The following is an 11870-nucleotide window of genomic DNA, read 5'->3' as shown; positions in this document are numbered from 1 at the left end:
GGAAGGCTGCACGACGCGTCACGCGAATGTTTTAAGATGTCGATCGTGCAGGATTCAACCGTCAAGCCGCGCTTTTCGCGCGCGGCGTTCGCCAAAACGACAGCCCTCGTGCTGTCGTTCTTGCTGTTTACGGCGGGTGTCTCGGTGTCGCCTTCGGGCTTCGCGGTGGTCGGATCGCGCACGCCGCAGGCCGCGGGCGATGCGGCGTCCGCCGCCGCGCCCGCCAATCCCGCTCCGCCGCCGCGCACGGACCGCTCGACCGGCACGACCGCGAGCGGCCCGGTGCGCGCGCAGCCGCCGCGCATGCCGTTCTACGTCGCGACCAAGGGCACGACGACCATCTATCTGCTCGGCACGCTCCATGTGGGTTTCGCGAGCGACTATCCGCCCGAGCAACCGTTTCGCAAATCGATACTCGCGGCGCTCGATGCATCGCCTACGCTCGCGCTCGAGATTTCCCCCGACGATCTCCTGCTCTCTCAAGACGATGTGAATCGTTATGGCATGTGCCGCAGCGCGTGTCTGATCGACTATTTGCCTGACTCGATGTGGAAGAAGGTCGAGGCGCGCATGCGCAGCAATCCGGCGGCGCTGAAGGAGATCCGGCATACGCGGCCATGGCTCGCATCGATGCTGATCGAAACCTACGACACGTTGAAGGCCGGGTTTCAAAGCGAGTACGGAACCGAGGCGCAGTTGCAGAACGTGTATCTTCGTGCGCGCGGGAAGATCGTCGGACTGGAAACGCTGAACGAGCAGATTTCGACATTCACGCGGCTTTCGTCGGCGCAGCAACGCGAAATGCTCGCGCAGGATCTCGTGCAGACGCCGGCGGAGAACGTCGCCGATGTGAAGGAATTGCACCGGCTGTGGCGCATCGGCGACGCGGATGCGCTCAAGGCCTGGGACGACGCCAAGTCGAGCAAGCTGGCGCGGAACAAGGCGCTCGCGGCGCAGGTCGACAATCGCGTGGTGTATCAGCGGAATCAGCGGTTCGTGCAGCGGATCGTCGCCATCGCCGCGCCGGATAAACCGGTGTTCGTGGCGATCGGCGCGTTGCATCTCGGCGGGCCGCGGGGCGTGCTCGAGCTTCTGAGAAAGCGAGGGTTCGTGGTGGAAGCGGGGTAGGCGCGGAACTGACGCCACCCGCGCGTTAAATATCAAATAAACATCAGCCAGTTCAACAAGAATATATTCGCGACCAGCAACGTCACCGCCGTCGGCACCTGCACCTTGATGACCGCGTTCTTGTCGGGCAACTCCAGCAGCGCCGCAGGCACGATGTTGAAGTTCGCGGCCATCGGCGTCATTAACGTGCCGCAGTAGCCGGAGAACATGCCGATCGCGGCCATCGTCGCGGGATTGCCGTGGAATACGCCGACGAGAATCGGTACGCCGACGCCGCCCGTCATGACCGGAAACGCGGCGAAGCCGTTGCCCATGACCATTGTGAAAAGCGCCATGCCGAGGACATACACCGCCACCGCGACGAGCCGGTAATCCATGTTGACGTAAGCCGTCGTCACATGCGCGACCGCCTTGCCTACGCCCGCATCCGAGAACACGAGGCCGAGCATGCCGAGCATCTGCGGCAGCACGGCAGCCCACGACAGCGCATCGATGAGACGGCGCGTTTCGCGCATCGACTGGCCGACCGTGTCGCGCGTCATCACGCAGGCAATGGCCAGCGCGATCACGCAGCCGATGCCGAAGCCGATCAGCGTCACGTTCTTCAGCTCGATCAGCGGCACGCCGCCGAACACGAGGTATTTCGCGCCGAGCGTGAGGATCACGGTGACGACGGGAATCGTCAGCGCGGGCACGAAGAGCTTGTTGCCGAGCCGCGCGGCGCTCCGGCGGCGCGTGTCTTCGGAAAGCATCTTCGGCTTCGCGCCGGTGACGCCGCCGAAACCCGCGATCAGCGCCATCGCCACGACGAGCACGCCGACGACCGTCACCGGAAGCCAGTCGCCGACGAGAAAGATCAGCGCGTAGATCAGCCAGAATCCGCCAGCGGTCAGACGCCGCGGATGCAATTTGTCCGTGAGGATCATCCCGCCGACGACCAGCAGAATGATGCCGACGAGATAGAACAGATAGTTGATCGTGAGCGTCATGCTTTTTCTCCCGCGACGTTGCGCGTGAGCGCGTCGAGTTCGCGCGCGAGCCTGCGGTCCAGCAGCCACAGACGGAAACCGTGAATCAGGAACGCGCAGATTGCCGTCGGAATGCCCCACACGGCGACGTGCATCGGCTCCACGACGATGCCCGCTTCCTTCAGGAACGTGACCATCAGCACGATCGCGCCGAACGCCACGAAAATGTCCTCGCCGAAGAACAGGCCGACGTTGTCGGTCGCCGCCGAGTACGCGCGCAGCTTGAAGCGCGTCGCATCCGAGAGCTTGCCGTAGCGCGCTTCGGTGGCGCCTTCGGCCATCGGCGCGAGCAGCGGGCGCACCATCTGCGGATGGCCGCCGAGCCCCGTCAGGCCGACCGCCGCCGTGAGTTCACGCACGAACAGATAGACGATCAGCAGACGCCCGGCTGTCGCGGCCTTGATGCTCGAAATCCACATTTGCGCGCGCTCGCGCAGGCCGTGCCGTTCGAGCAGACCGATCACCGCCAGCGGCAACAGGATGATGAGCGGAATGTTGCGCGTCTTGAGAAAGCCGGTGCCGATCGCGGTCAGGATTTTCTCGATGGGAAAATGCGCCGCGAAGCCGGTGATGATCGCCGCGGCCGCGACGATCAGCATCGGATTGAAGCGCAGCACGAAGCCCGCGATGATGACGGCCACACCGATGAGCGGCCATAGATTGACAGGGGTTGCCATGAGTTCTCCAAACAATATTGACGTCACGCCTCGTACCGGGCGCGTGGATTCACTACTTCCTTGCTAAAACGCCCCGGCGTTGCGGGGCGTTCGAACCTGCGTTGACGGCATCAGGCGTCGGCGTGCGCGGCGCGGATTTCGATGCCCGCATCCGCCAGCGCGCCGCGAATGCGCCGCGCGAATTCGAGCGCGTGCGCGCCGTCGCCGTGCAGGCAGATCGTCTGCGCGTTGAGCGGCACCCATTCGCCGGACACGGCCTGCACCCGCTGATCGCGCACCATCGCGAGCGTGCGGTCGAGCACGACGTTTTCGTCATCGAGCAGCGCGCCCGGCTCCTTGCGCGGCACGAGCGAGCCGTCCGCGCGATAACCGCGATCGGCGAACACTTCTTCGATGGCGATCAAGCCCGCGCGCCGCGCCGCTTCGATGAACCCGCTGTTCGCGAGACCGAAGACGAGCAGCGACGGATCGAAATCGTGCACGGCGGAAACGATGGCATCGGCGATTTCCGCGCTTCTCGCCGCCTGGTTGTACAGCGCGCCGTGCGGCTTGACGTGCGCGATGCGTCCGCCTTCGGCCTGCGCGATCGCCGAAAGCGCGCCGAGCTGATACAGCACGCCCGCGTAGATTTCCTCCGGCGGCAGGTCCATTTCCTTGCGGCCGAAGTTCTCGGGATCGTTGAAGCTCGGATGCGCGCCGATGGCGACGCCTTTCTCGACGGCCCAGCGCACGCAATCGCGCATCGCCGTGGCGCCGCCCGCATGCCAGCCGCACGCGATGTTCGCGGAACTCACGAGATCGAGCAGCGCCTCATCGGTGCCGCAACCTTCGCCGAGATCGGCATTGAGATCGATTTCCATGATGTTTTCGCACTCGTTCCGTTGGATGTTGGATGTATGCGCCGCGTCGTTCGCGCGGCTTTCGCCCCGCTGCTAAGAGCCGGCGCGCGCGATGCGTTCCTCGTGCATCGCGATCGCCGTTTCCACCTGACTTACGTATTGCCGTTCGTCGGCGAGCGCGTGACGCGCCTCTTCCGCCGACGTCTCGATAAAGCGCACGCCGCCGTTCAACCTCACCTGCGCGAGCTTCCACAAATCAGCCTTGATGACCGCGCCGATCTTCGGATAGCCGCCCGTGGTCTGCGCGTCGCCCATCAGGATGATCGGCTGGCCGTTCGGCGGCACCTGGATCGTGCCGGGCAACACCGCGTGCGACAGCAGCTCGATCTTTTCGCGCCGCTCCAGCGCCGTGCCCGCGAGGCGAAAGCCCATGCGATTGCTGTTCGGCGTGATCGTCCATTCCTCGTTCCAGAAAACCTGTTGCGCGGCGTCGCTGAAACTCGCGTATTCCGGGCCGCGCAGCACGCGAATCGGGGCGGCCCACGCGAGGCTCGGCGAATGGCGTCCGCGGCGCACGGGTTCGTCGACGAGCACGAACTTGCACCACGCGGGCGCTTTCACGCCGAACGCGGGTTCTTCCGGCGAAAACGCGATGCCCTTGTGCGGCTGCGGCACGCCGACCGGCAGGCGATCGCCGTCGCGCAGCGCGCGTCCGCCGAGGCCGCCGAAGCACGCGCCGAGATCGGTCGAGCGCGAGCCGAGCATCGGCAGAACGTCGATGCCGCCTGCGATCGCCACATAACAACGCATGCCGCGCTTCGCCGCGCGCAGCGTCAGCTCCTGGCCCGCGCGCACCGGCAGGCTCCACCACGAATACACCGGTTCGTCGTCGAGCGTCGCGCCGAAATCGGTTCCAGTGATGGCAATGCGCGTCGCATGCTTGAAGCGCAGCACGGTCGGCCCGAACGTGATCTCGATGCCCGCTGCATCCGCCTTGTTACCGACGATGCGATTGCCGATTTCCAGCGACAGCGCGTCGAGCGCGCCACCGGAACTCACGCCGAGATGCCGGTAGCCGCGCCGGCCGAGATCCTGGACGGAAGTGAGCACGCCCGCGCGAATCACGTCGATCATGCGCGTACCTCCAGCGCCTTGAAGCGCACGCGGTCGCCGGGCTGCATGAGCGTCGGCGGATTTCTGGCCGGATCGAAGAGCTTCAGTTCGGTGCGCCCGAGCAATTGCCAGCCGCCCGGCGACGCCGCCGGATAGATGCCTGTCTGCGCCCCGCCGATGCCGACCGATCCCGCCGGCACTTCGAGACGCGGTTCGGCGCGGCGCGGCATCGCGAGCGCGGGATCGAGCCCGCCGAGATACGCGAAGCCCGGCTGGAAGCCGAGGAAGAACACGACGTACTCGGTTTGCGTATGACGCTTCACCACGTCATCTACGGACAAGCCCGTGTGCTGCGCGAGCGCGGCGAGATCGGGGCCGTCGGCGCCGCCGTAGCGCACCGGAATCTCGATTTCGGCGCTGTCCATGTCGGGCGTCTCGGCCGCGTCCCAGCCGCTTTCGAGTTGCGCGGCGAGCGTTTCGTAGTCCGCTTCGAGCGGATCGAACACGATCGTCAGATTGTTCATGCCCGGCACCACTTCGACGACGTGCGGCATCAGGCGCGCGTGCTCCGCCAGCGCCCAGATGCGGCGCTGGCAGTCGAGCGTGGCGGGCGGCGCGGCTTCGCACACGAGCGCGGAGTCGCCCAGCGAATGAATACGTGGTCTTGTCATGCCTCAATTTGCCTTTGCGATGCGCGAAATTCGTCGATTCGATGAACGCCGCACCGTCGCAGAATGTTACATTGTCAATAAATTATCAAGAAATTATCAATACAGGTTTTCGCCGAGGCGCGCCGTCGCTCGCAAAATCGACGTTGCGCTACACTCCAACGCACTTCAATTCGGTCACCGCCATGCCGCGCCATCCCACCAAGATCGTTTCGTCCGAGCATCTCGTCTCCGAAGCCAGCGCGGAATTGTCGGAGTTCGAGTACGGCCTCATCATGGCGGGCAACGCGTTCAATCGCTGGATGGTGCGCTGCATGTCGGCGGCGGGCGCGAAGGACATGACGGCGGTGGAAGTGTCGCTGCTGCACCACGTGAGCCATCGCGACCGCAAGAAGAAGCTCGCCGACATCTGCTTCGTGCTGAACATCGAGGACACGCACGTTGCCACGTATGCGCTGAAAAAACTCGTCGCTCGCGGCTATGTGCAGAGCGAGAAATCCGGCAAGGAAGTGTTCTTTTCCGCGACGCCGGCGGGCCGCGAGCTGTGCGGCAAGTATCGCGAAGTGCGCGAAGCCTGCCTGATCGAGACGCTGCGCGAAAGCGGCCTCACCAACGAGCAGATCGGCGAGGCCGCGCAACTGATGCGCAACGCCTCCGGCCTTTACGATACGGCCGCGCGCGCGGCGGCCTCGCTCTAATAGACAGCGGATTCGGTGACGATCGCGTCAAGCGGCATGTCGTGCGTCTCGCGCGGCAAGGTCGCGCACAGACCCGATTCGTACGCGACGCCGATCGTCACCGGCCGCGCGCCGTTCGGCCACGCGGCGAGCGTGCGGTCGTAATAGCCGCCGCCGTAGCCCAGCCGATACCGGTCCGCATCGAAACCGACGCACGGAATCAGCAGCAGTTCGGGCACCACGGCTTTCTCTTCAGCGGGCACCGGAATACGGTAGCGGCCTTCTTTCATCGGCGAGTCGGCGCGCCAGGCGTGGAAGACCATCGGCGCGTGCGGTTTCACAACGACCGGCAGCGCGGCGCTGCGCGTGGCGTCGGCGGCGAGCCAGCGCGTGAGCGCGTCGCGCGCGTCGAATTCGCCCGCGACCGGCCAGTAGAACCCGACGCTGCGCGCTTCGTGCCGCGCGAGCACTTCCTGAAGACGGATCGCGAGCGCCTCGTTTCGTGCGTCCTGGCCGGCTTGCTCCTGTTGCGCCTCGCGCTTCGCGAGAAGGGTCGCGCGCAAGGCGCTTTTCGGCTCACGCTTGGGTTCGTCGCAAACGTTGCGTGCTATGCTTTCCTCCGATCTCAGGACCCGGTTCAAGACCATTCGCGCTCCAGAAATAAAGATGTCAAAACGCCTCAACCGAGTATATCTCGCGGTCGGCGCAGCCCTTGCCGCCGCGACGCTCGTCGCCTGCGGCACGGCCTCCGCCGTCCGTCCCGATGCAGATTTCTCCCCCACGTCCGACGACCGCGTCTTCCTGCAGCTGCGCGATGCCGCGCGCGCGAACGATGCGGGCAAGGCCGCGATGCTCGCCGGCCAGATTCCGAATTACCCGGCGCCGAGCTACATCGAATACTTCACGATCAAGCCGCAGCTTTTCGATTCGCAGGGCCACGCGCGCCTCGACGCGCCCGACGCGCCGGTGCTCTCGTTCCTGCAGCGCTACGACGGCCAGGCGATTGCGGACCGCCTGCGCAACGACTATCTCGTCGTGCTCGGCGGCCGTCACGACTGGAAGAACTTCGAGCAGCAGTATTCCCGTTTCGTTCTCAACGACGACACGCAGGTCAAGTGCTATGCGCTCGAAGCGCGTTTGTCGCGCGGCGAGAACGTCGCGGATGCGGCGCGCGCGCTGCTCGTCGAGCCGAAATGGTATGGCGACGGTTGCGTCGATCTGATCGGCGCGCTCGCGGCGTCCGGCCAGTTCACGAGCGACGATGTCTGGCAGCAGATCCGCCTTGCCTACGAGCAGAACTACACGTCGACGGGTTCGAATATCGTCGACGCGCTCGGCCAGGAAAAGCCGAAGGATTCGCTCTTCGACGACGCCGTCAACAAGCCGCCGCTCTATCTCGCGCGCGGCGTGATGCCCAACACGCCGGCGCATCAGCTGACGCTGCTCGCGGTCACGCGCCTCGCCCGCAACGATCCGGCGATGGCTGCCGCCACGTTCAGTTCCGTCGCGCCGAGTCTCACGCCCGCGGAGCGCGCGACCGGCTGGGGCACGATCGGCTATCAGGCGGCGATCAAGCGCATGCCGTCGGCGGCCGACTGGTATCGGCTGTCGGCGGACGCGCAATTGTCCAACCCGGCGTACGAATGGCGCACGCGCAGCGCGCTGCTCATTGGCGACTGGAACATGGTGCGTTGGTCCATCGAACAGATGCCGCCCACACTGCGCGCCCAGCCGTCGTGGGTCTACTGGCACGCGCGCGCCGTGAAGCAGGCCGGCGATACGGCCGCGGCGAATCAGGAATTCCAGAGCATCGCCGATCAATACAACTTCTACGGCCAGCTCGCGCTCGAAGAGCTCGGTCAGAAGATCACGGTGCCGCCGCGCACCACGGTGTCCGACGCCGAGATCGAGCAGATGCAATCGGTGCCGGGCTTCGCGCTGTCGCAGCGTTTCTACGCGCTGAACATGCGGCTCGAAGGCAACCGCGAATGGAACTGGCCGCTGCGCACGATGACGGATCGTCAACTGCTCGCCGCCGCGCAGTATGCGAAGCGCATCGAGATGTTCGACCGCACGGTCAACACCGCCGACAAGACGAAAGCCGAGCACGATTTCACGCTGCGCTATCTGTCGCCGTTCCGCGATATCGTCGAGCGCGACGCGAAGGACACCAATCTCGACATCGAATGGGCGTACGGGCTGATCCGTCAGGAATCGCGTTTCATCATCAACGCGCGGTCGGAAGTCGGCGCGGGCGGCCTGATGCAACTGATGCCGGGCACGGCGCAACTCGTCGCGAAGAAGATCGGTCTTGGCACGGTGTCGCGCGCGCAGATGAACGACATCAACACCAATATCCTGCTCGGCACGAATTACCTGTCGATGATCTACAATCAATTCGATAACTCGCCCGTGCTCGCGACCGCTGGCTACAACGCGGGGCCGGGCCGGCCGAAGCAGTGGCGTCAGGACTTGCGCGCACCCGTCGAGGGCGCGGTTTTTGCTGAAACGATCCCTTTCACCGAGACTCGCGATTACGTGAAGAACGTGCTGTCGAACACCGTCTATTACGCGGCGCTGTTCGAAGGCCGTCCGCAGTCGTTGAAGGCGCGTCTGGGCTACATCGCACCCTGACCGTCTGAAACGAAGCTTCACGCCCGCGCGTCGAACGACAGGACGCGCGGGCGTTTTCATTTCTGCGCCGGCGTTCTGAACTGAAGCCGCATTCGTCAGGCCGCGACCCAAGAGGCGAACTATGCGACACCAACATATAGCGTTGATCGGCGGTTCGGGATTCATCGGCAGCCATCTCGTCAATGCGCTCGTCGATCTCGGCAAGAACGTGCGCGTCGCGACGCGACGGCGCTCGAACGCCGCGCATCTCACGCTGTTGCCCGTCGATGTCATCGAGACCGATGTGCACGATCCCGTGCAACTCGCCGCGTTCATCGATCAGAGCGATGCCGTGATCAATCTCGTCGGCATTCTTCAGGGACGGCGCGACGATCCGTACGGGCCGGAGTTCGCGAAAGCGCATGTCGAACTGCCGCGCAAGATCGCCGCCGCGTGCGAGGCGAAGGGCGTGCGGCGTCTGTTGCATATGAGCGCGATCGGCGCCGATCCGGCGGGCCCGAGCATGTATCTGCGTTCGAAGGGCGACGGCGAAAAGATCGTCCGAGAATCCGGACTCGACTGGACGGTCTTTCGCAGTTCCGTCGTGTTCGGTCCGGAGGACAATCTCCTGAATCAGTTTGCGTTTCTGGAACGCATGTTCCCGGTGATTCCGCTCGCTTGTGCCGATGCGCAGTTTCAGCCGGTCTTCGTCGGCGACGTGGCGAAGGCGATGGTCAACGTGCTCGATCTCGACGCCGCCAATGGCCATGTCTACGAGCTCGCCGGGCCGAGCGTCTACACGCTCGCGGAACTGGTGCGTTTCGCGGGCGCGACCATCGGCAAGCATTCGCGCATCATCAAGCTGCCGGAGAGCCTCGGCCGCCTGCAGGCGATGACGATGGAAATGGCGCCCGGCCAGCCCGTCATCTCGCGCGACAATCTCGATTCGATGAAGACGCCGAGCATCGCGAGCGGGCCGCTTGCGCCGGAACTGGGCATCGACGAGCCGGCGAGCATCGAGACCATCGCGCCGCTGTATCTGAGCGGCAACTCGCCGCGCTCGCGCTTCAACGGATATCGCGCAACCGCGCATCGTTAATCTTCTTTTTGTGATCGCATGAAACTCGTTATCGGTGACAAGTTCAATTCTTCCTGGTCGATGCGCCCGTGGGTGCTGCTCAAACATTTCGGCATCCCGTTCGAAGAGACGCTGATCCGCCTCGGCCAGCCCGACACGAAAGCGAAGATTCTCGAAGTGTCGCCGTCCGGCAAGGTGCCGTGCCTCATCACCGATGCGGGCGATTCCGTGTGGGAGTCGCTCGCGATCGTCGAAACGATCGCCGAGGCGCATCCCGAACACGCGATGTGGCCACGCGATGCGGCTCTCCGCGCGCGCGCCCGCAGCATCAGCGCGGAAATGCACGCGGGTTTCGCGGACTTGCGCGAGAACATGCCGATGGAAATCACGACGCGCGCGCCGGGCGCGGGCGCGACGCCGGGCGCGCTCGCGAACATCGCGCGCATCGAGGCGATCTGGGCGGAGTGCCTGGCGAAATCGGGCGGGCCGTTTTTGTTCGGCGAGTTCGGTATCGCGGACGCGATGTTCGCGCCGGTCGTCATGCGCTTCAACACCTACGCGCCTGAACTGAGCGCGACGTCGCTCGATTATGCGAAGCGCGTGACGGCGCTGCCCGCGGTCGCGGCGTGGATCGACGGCGCGCGCGAGGAAGCGCGATGAACATCTACGCAGTCGGCGGCGCGATCCGCGACGAATTGCTCGGCGTGCCGGTGGTGGATCGCGATTATGTCGTCGTCGGCGCGACGCCCGAGCAGATGGTGGCGCAGGGTTATCGGCCGGTCGGCAAGGACTTTCCGGTGTTTTTGCATCCGCAGACGCACGAGGAATACGCGCTCGCGCGCACGGAGCGCAAGACGGCGGCGGGTTATCACGGCTTCCAGTTCTACTTTTCGCCGGATGTGACGCTCGAGGAAGATCTCGCGCGCCGCGATCTCACGATCAACGCGATGGCGCGCGAAGTCACGCCGGCGGGCGAGCTGACCGGTCCGGTGATCGATCCGTTCGACGGGCAGAGCGATCTGAAGAACACGTTGTTCAGGCATGTCGGCGATGCGTTCATCGAGGATCCGGTGCGTATTCTGCGACTCGCGCGTTTTGCGGCGCGTTTCGCGGATTTCGATGTCGCGCCCGAAACCGCCGAGCTGATGAAGAGGATGGTCGCGGCGGGCGAAGTCGATGCGCTCGTCGCCGAGCGTGTGTGGCAGGAAGTGTCGCGCGGGCTGATGGAAAAGAAGCCGTCTCGCATGTTCGACGTGCTGCGCGGATGCGGCGCGCTCGCGCGGATTCTGCCGGAGGTGGATGCGTTGTGGGGCGTGCCGCAGCGCGCGGACTATCACCCGGAAGTGGATACCGGCGTGCACGTGATGATGGTGCTCGACTACGCGGCGTCGCAGGGATTCGCGTTGCCGGTGCGCTTCGCGGCGCTGACGCACGATCTTGGCAAGGCGACGACGCCGGAGCATGTTTTGCCGCGGCATATCGGCCATGAGGGACGCAGCGTCGACCTCTTGCGGCCTTTGTGCGAGCGCTTGCGCGTGCCGAACGAATGCCGCGATCTGGCGATGCTCGTCGCGCGTGAGCACGGGAATATTCATCGCGTGATGGAGATGGGCGCGGCGGCGCTCGTCAGGCTGTTCGAGCGATCGGATGCGATACGCAAGCCTGCGCGGTTTGCTGAAGCGCTACAGGCTTGTGTCGCGGATGCGCGTGGGCGGCTTGGGTTGGAGCAGCAGGCTTATCCGCAGGCTGAACGTTTGCGGGAAGCGTTGGTTGCGGCTCGTGCGGTCGATGCCGGGGCCGTTGCGCAGGCGTTTGCTTCTAATCCTTCCAAGATCAAGGATGCCGTGCATGATGCGCGGGTCGCGGCGGTGAAAGGCGCTTTGGGGGTTTGACGGCTTCTTGTTTTGCTTTGTTTTGCTTTGTCCTGCGGTTCGTTTGTTTTTTTGTTTTCGCCGGATCCCGTGTTCGTGTCGGTCTATTAGCGTTGCCCCTGTGCGGGGCGGCACCTACTTTCTTTGCTGCTGCAAAGAAAGTAGGCAAAGAAAGCAG

12 protein-coding genes are annotated in these 11870 nt (G+C 64.7%); 6 read left to right on the top strand and 6 right to left on the bottom strand.

Annotation, left to right across the window (positions count from 1 at the left end):
- Positions 1-36: 36 nt before the first annotated feature.
- Positions 37-1128: a TraB/GumN family protein gene (locus NCT05_RS00060; protein WP_239295508.1), complete on the top strand. Its 1092-nt coding sequence runs from the start codon at positions 37-39 to the stop codon at positions 1126-1128.
- Positions 1129-1160: 32 nt separating this feature from the next.
- Here NCT05_RS00060 and NCT05_RS00055 read toward each other — a convergent pair whose 3' ends face one another.
- From NCT05_RS00055 to pxpB, 5 genes are all read right to left on the bottom strand, one after another.
- Positions 1161-2117 carry a DUF979 domain-containing protein gene (locus NCT05_RS00055; protein WP_250501549.1) on the bottom strand — a complete coding sequence of 319 codons (957 nt, stop codon included), beginning with the start codon at positions 2115-2117 and terminating at the stop codon, positions 1161-1163.
- On the bottom strand, positions 2114-2833 hold the full coding sequence (locus NCT05_RS00050) for a DUF969 domain-containing protein (RefSeq protein WP_008352624.1): 720 nt from the start codon (positions 2831-2833) through the stop codon (positions 2114-2116). Before NCT05_RS00050 ends, NCT05_RS00055 begins: the two co-directional genes overlap by 4 nt.
- 110 nt (positions 2834-2943) lie before the next feature.
- On the bottom strand, positions 2944-3693 hold the full coding sequence (gene pxpA / locus NCT05_RS00045; protein ID WP_250501548.1) for a 5-oxoprolinase subunit PxpA: 750 nt from the start codon (positions 3691-3693) through the stop codon (positions 2944-2946).
- Between the two features lie 72 nt (positions 3694-3765).
- Positions 3766-4806: a 5-oxoprolinase subunit C family protein gene (locus NCT05_RS00040; protein WP_008352628.1), complete on the bottom strand. Its 1041-nt coding sequence runs from the start codon at positions 4804-4806 to the stop codon at positions 3766-3768.
- Complete coding sequence (gene pxpB / locus NCT05_RS00035) at positions 4803-5456, bottom strand: 5-oxoprolinase subunit PxpB (protein WP_008352630.1); 654 nt, start codon at positions 5454-5456, stop codon at positions 4803-4805. Before pxpB ends, NCT05_RS00040 begins: the two co-directional genes overlap by 4 nt.
- A 182-nt stretch (positions 5457-5638) precedes the next feature.
- Here pxpB and NCT05_RS00030 point away from each other — a divergent pair, with 182 nt between their 5' ends.
- Positions 5639-6151 carry a winged helix DNA-binding protein gene (locus tag NCT05_RS00030; protein ID WP_008352632.1) on the top strand — a complete coding sequence of 171 codons (513 nt, stop codon included), beginning with the start codon at positions 5639-5641 and terminating at the stop codon, positions 6149-6151.
- Here the strand turns inward: NCT05_RS00030 and NCT05_RS00025 are convergent.
- Positions 6148-6777 (bottom strand): 5-formyltetrahydrofolate cyclo-ligase, encoded by a 630-nt coding sequence (locus NCT05_RS00025; RefSeq protein ID WP_244256204.1) that lies wholly within the window; start codon positions 6775-6777, stop codon positions 6148-6150. The genes NCT05_RS00030 and NCT05_RS00025 overlap by 4 nt on opposite strands.
- Positions 6778-6796: 19 nt before the next feature.
- Here NCT05_RS00025 and NCT05_RS00020 point away from each other — a divergent pair, with 19 nt between their 5' ends.
- The 4 genes from NCT05_RS00020 to NCT05_RS00005 all read left to right on the top strand — a co-directional run bounded on the left by NCT05_RS00020 (position 6797) and on the right by NCT05_RS00005 (position 11713).
- Complete coding sequence (locus NCT05_RS00020; protein WP_250501547.1) at positions 6797-8764, top strand: lytic transglycosylase domain-containing protein; 1968 nt, start codon at positions 6797-6799, stop codon at positions 8762-8764.
- A 121-nt stretch (positions 8765-8885) separates the two neighbouring features.
- Entirely contained in the window at positions 8886-9842 is a 957-nt protein-coding gene (locus tag NCT05_RS00015) for a complex I NDUFA9 subunit family protein (RefSeq protein WP_008352635.1), read from the top strand.
- A gap of 18 nt (positions 9843-9860) precedes the next feature.
- Positions 9861-10481, top strand: a complete 621-nt coding sequence (locus tag NCT05_RS00010) for a glutathione S-transferase family protein (RefSeq protein ID WP_008352636.1) — start codon at positions 9861-9863, stop codon at positions 10479-10481.
- Complete coding sequence (locus tag NCT05_RS00005; protein ID WP_250501546.1) at positions 10478-11713, top strand: multifunctional CCA addition/repair protein; 1236 nt, start codon at positions 10478-10480, stop codon at positions 11711-11713. The genes NCT05_RS00010 and NCT05_RS00005 overlap by 4 nt, the downstream gene beginning before the upstream one ends.
- Positions 11714-11870 lie beyond the last annotated feature (157 nt).

Source organism: Caballeronia sp. AZ7_KS35 (assembly GCF_023631045.1).
GTDB lineage: Bacteria > Pseudomonadota > Gammaproteobacteria > Burkholderiales > Burkholderiaceae > Caballeronia > Caballeronia zhejiangensis.
This window is presented reverse-complemented; position numbering and strand designations above follow the sequence as displayed.

Bases quoted from the DNA above. Each gene is read 5' to 3' on its own strand.
- NCT05_RS00050 (WP_008352624.1), bottom strand. From the start codon at position 2,833: ATGGCAACCCCTGTCAATCTATGGCCGCTCATCGGTGTGGCCGTCATC.
- NCT05_RS00005 (WP_250501546.1), top strand. From the start codon at position 10,478: ATGAACATCTACGCAGTCGGCGGCGCGATCCGCGACGAATTGCTCGGC.
- NCT05_RS00020 (WP_250501547.1), top strand. From the start codon at position 6,797: ATGTCAAAACGCCTCAACCGAGTATATCTCGCGGTCGGCGCAGCCCTT.
- NCT05_RS00010 (WP_008352636.1), top strand. From the start codon at position 9,861: ATGAAACTCGTTATCGGTGACAAGTTCAATTCTTCCTGGTCGATGCGC.
- NCT05_RS00055 (WP_250501549.1), bottom strand. From the start codon at position 2,117: ATGACGCTCACGATCAACTATCTGTTCTATCTCGTCGGCATCATTCTG.
- NCT05_RS00040 (WP_008352628.1), bottom strand. From the start codon at position 4,806: ATGATCGACGTGATTCGCGCGGGCGTGCTCACTTCCGTCCAGGATCTC.
- NCT05_RS00025 (WP_244256204.1), bottom strand. From the start codon at position 6,777: ATGGTCTTGAACCGGGTCCTGAGATCGGAGGAAAGCATAGCACGCAAC.
- pxpA (WP_250501548.1), bottom strand. From the start codon at position 3,693: ATGGAAATCGATCTCAATGCCGATCTCGGCGAAGGTTGCGGCACCGAT.
- NCT05_RS00030 (WP_008352632.1), top strand. From the start codon at position 5,639: ATGCCGCGCCATCCCACCAAGATCGTTTCGTCCGAGCATCTCGTCTCC.
- pxpB (WP_008352630.1), bottom strand. From the start codon at position 5,456: ATGACAAGACCACGTATTCATTCGCTGGGCGACTCCGCGCTCGTGTGC.
- NCT05_RS00015 (WP_008352635.1), top strand. From the start codon at position 8,886: ATGCGACACCAACATATAGCGTTGATCGGCGGTTCGGGATTCATCGGC.
- NCT05_RS00060 (WP_239295508.1), top strand. From the start codon at position 37: ATGTCGATCGTGCAGGATTCAACCGTCAAGCCGCGCTTTTCGCGCGCG.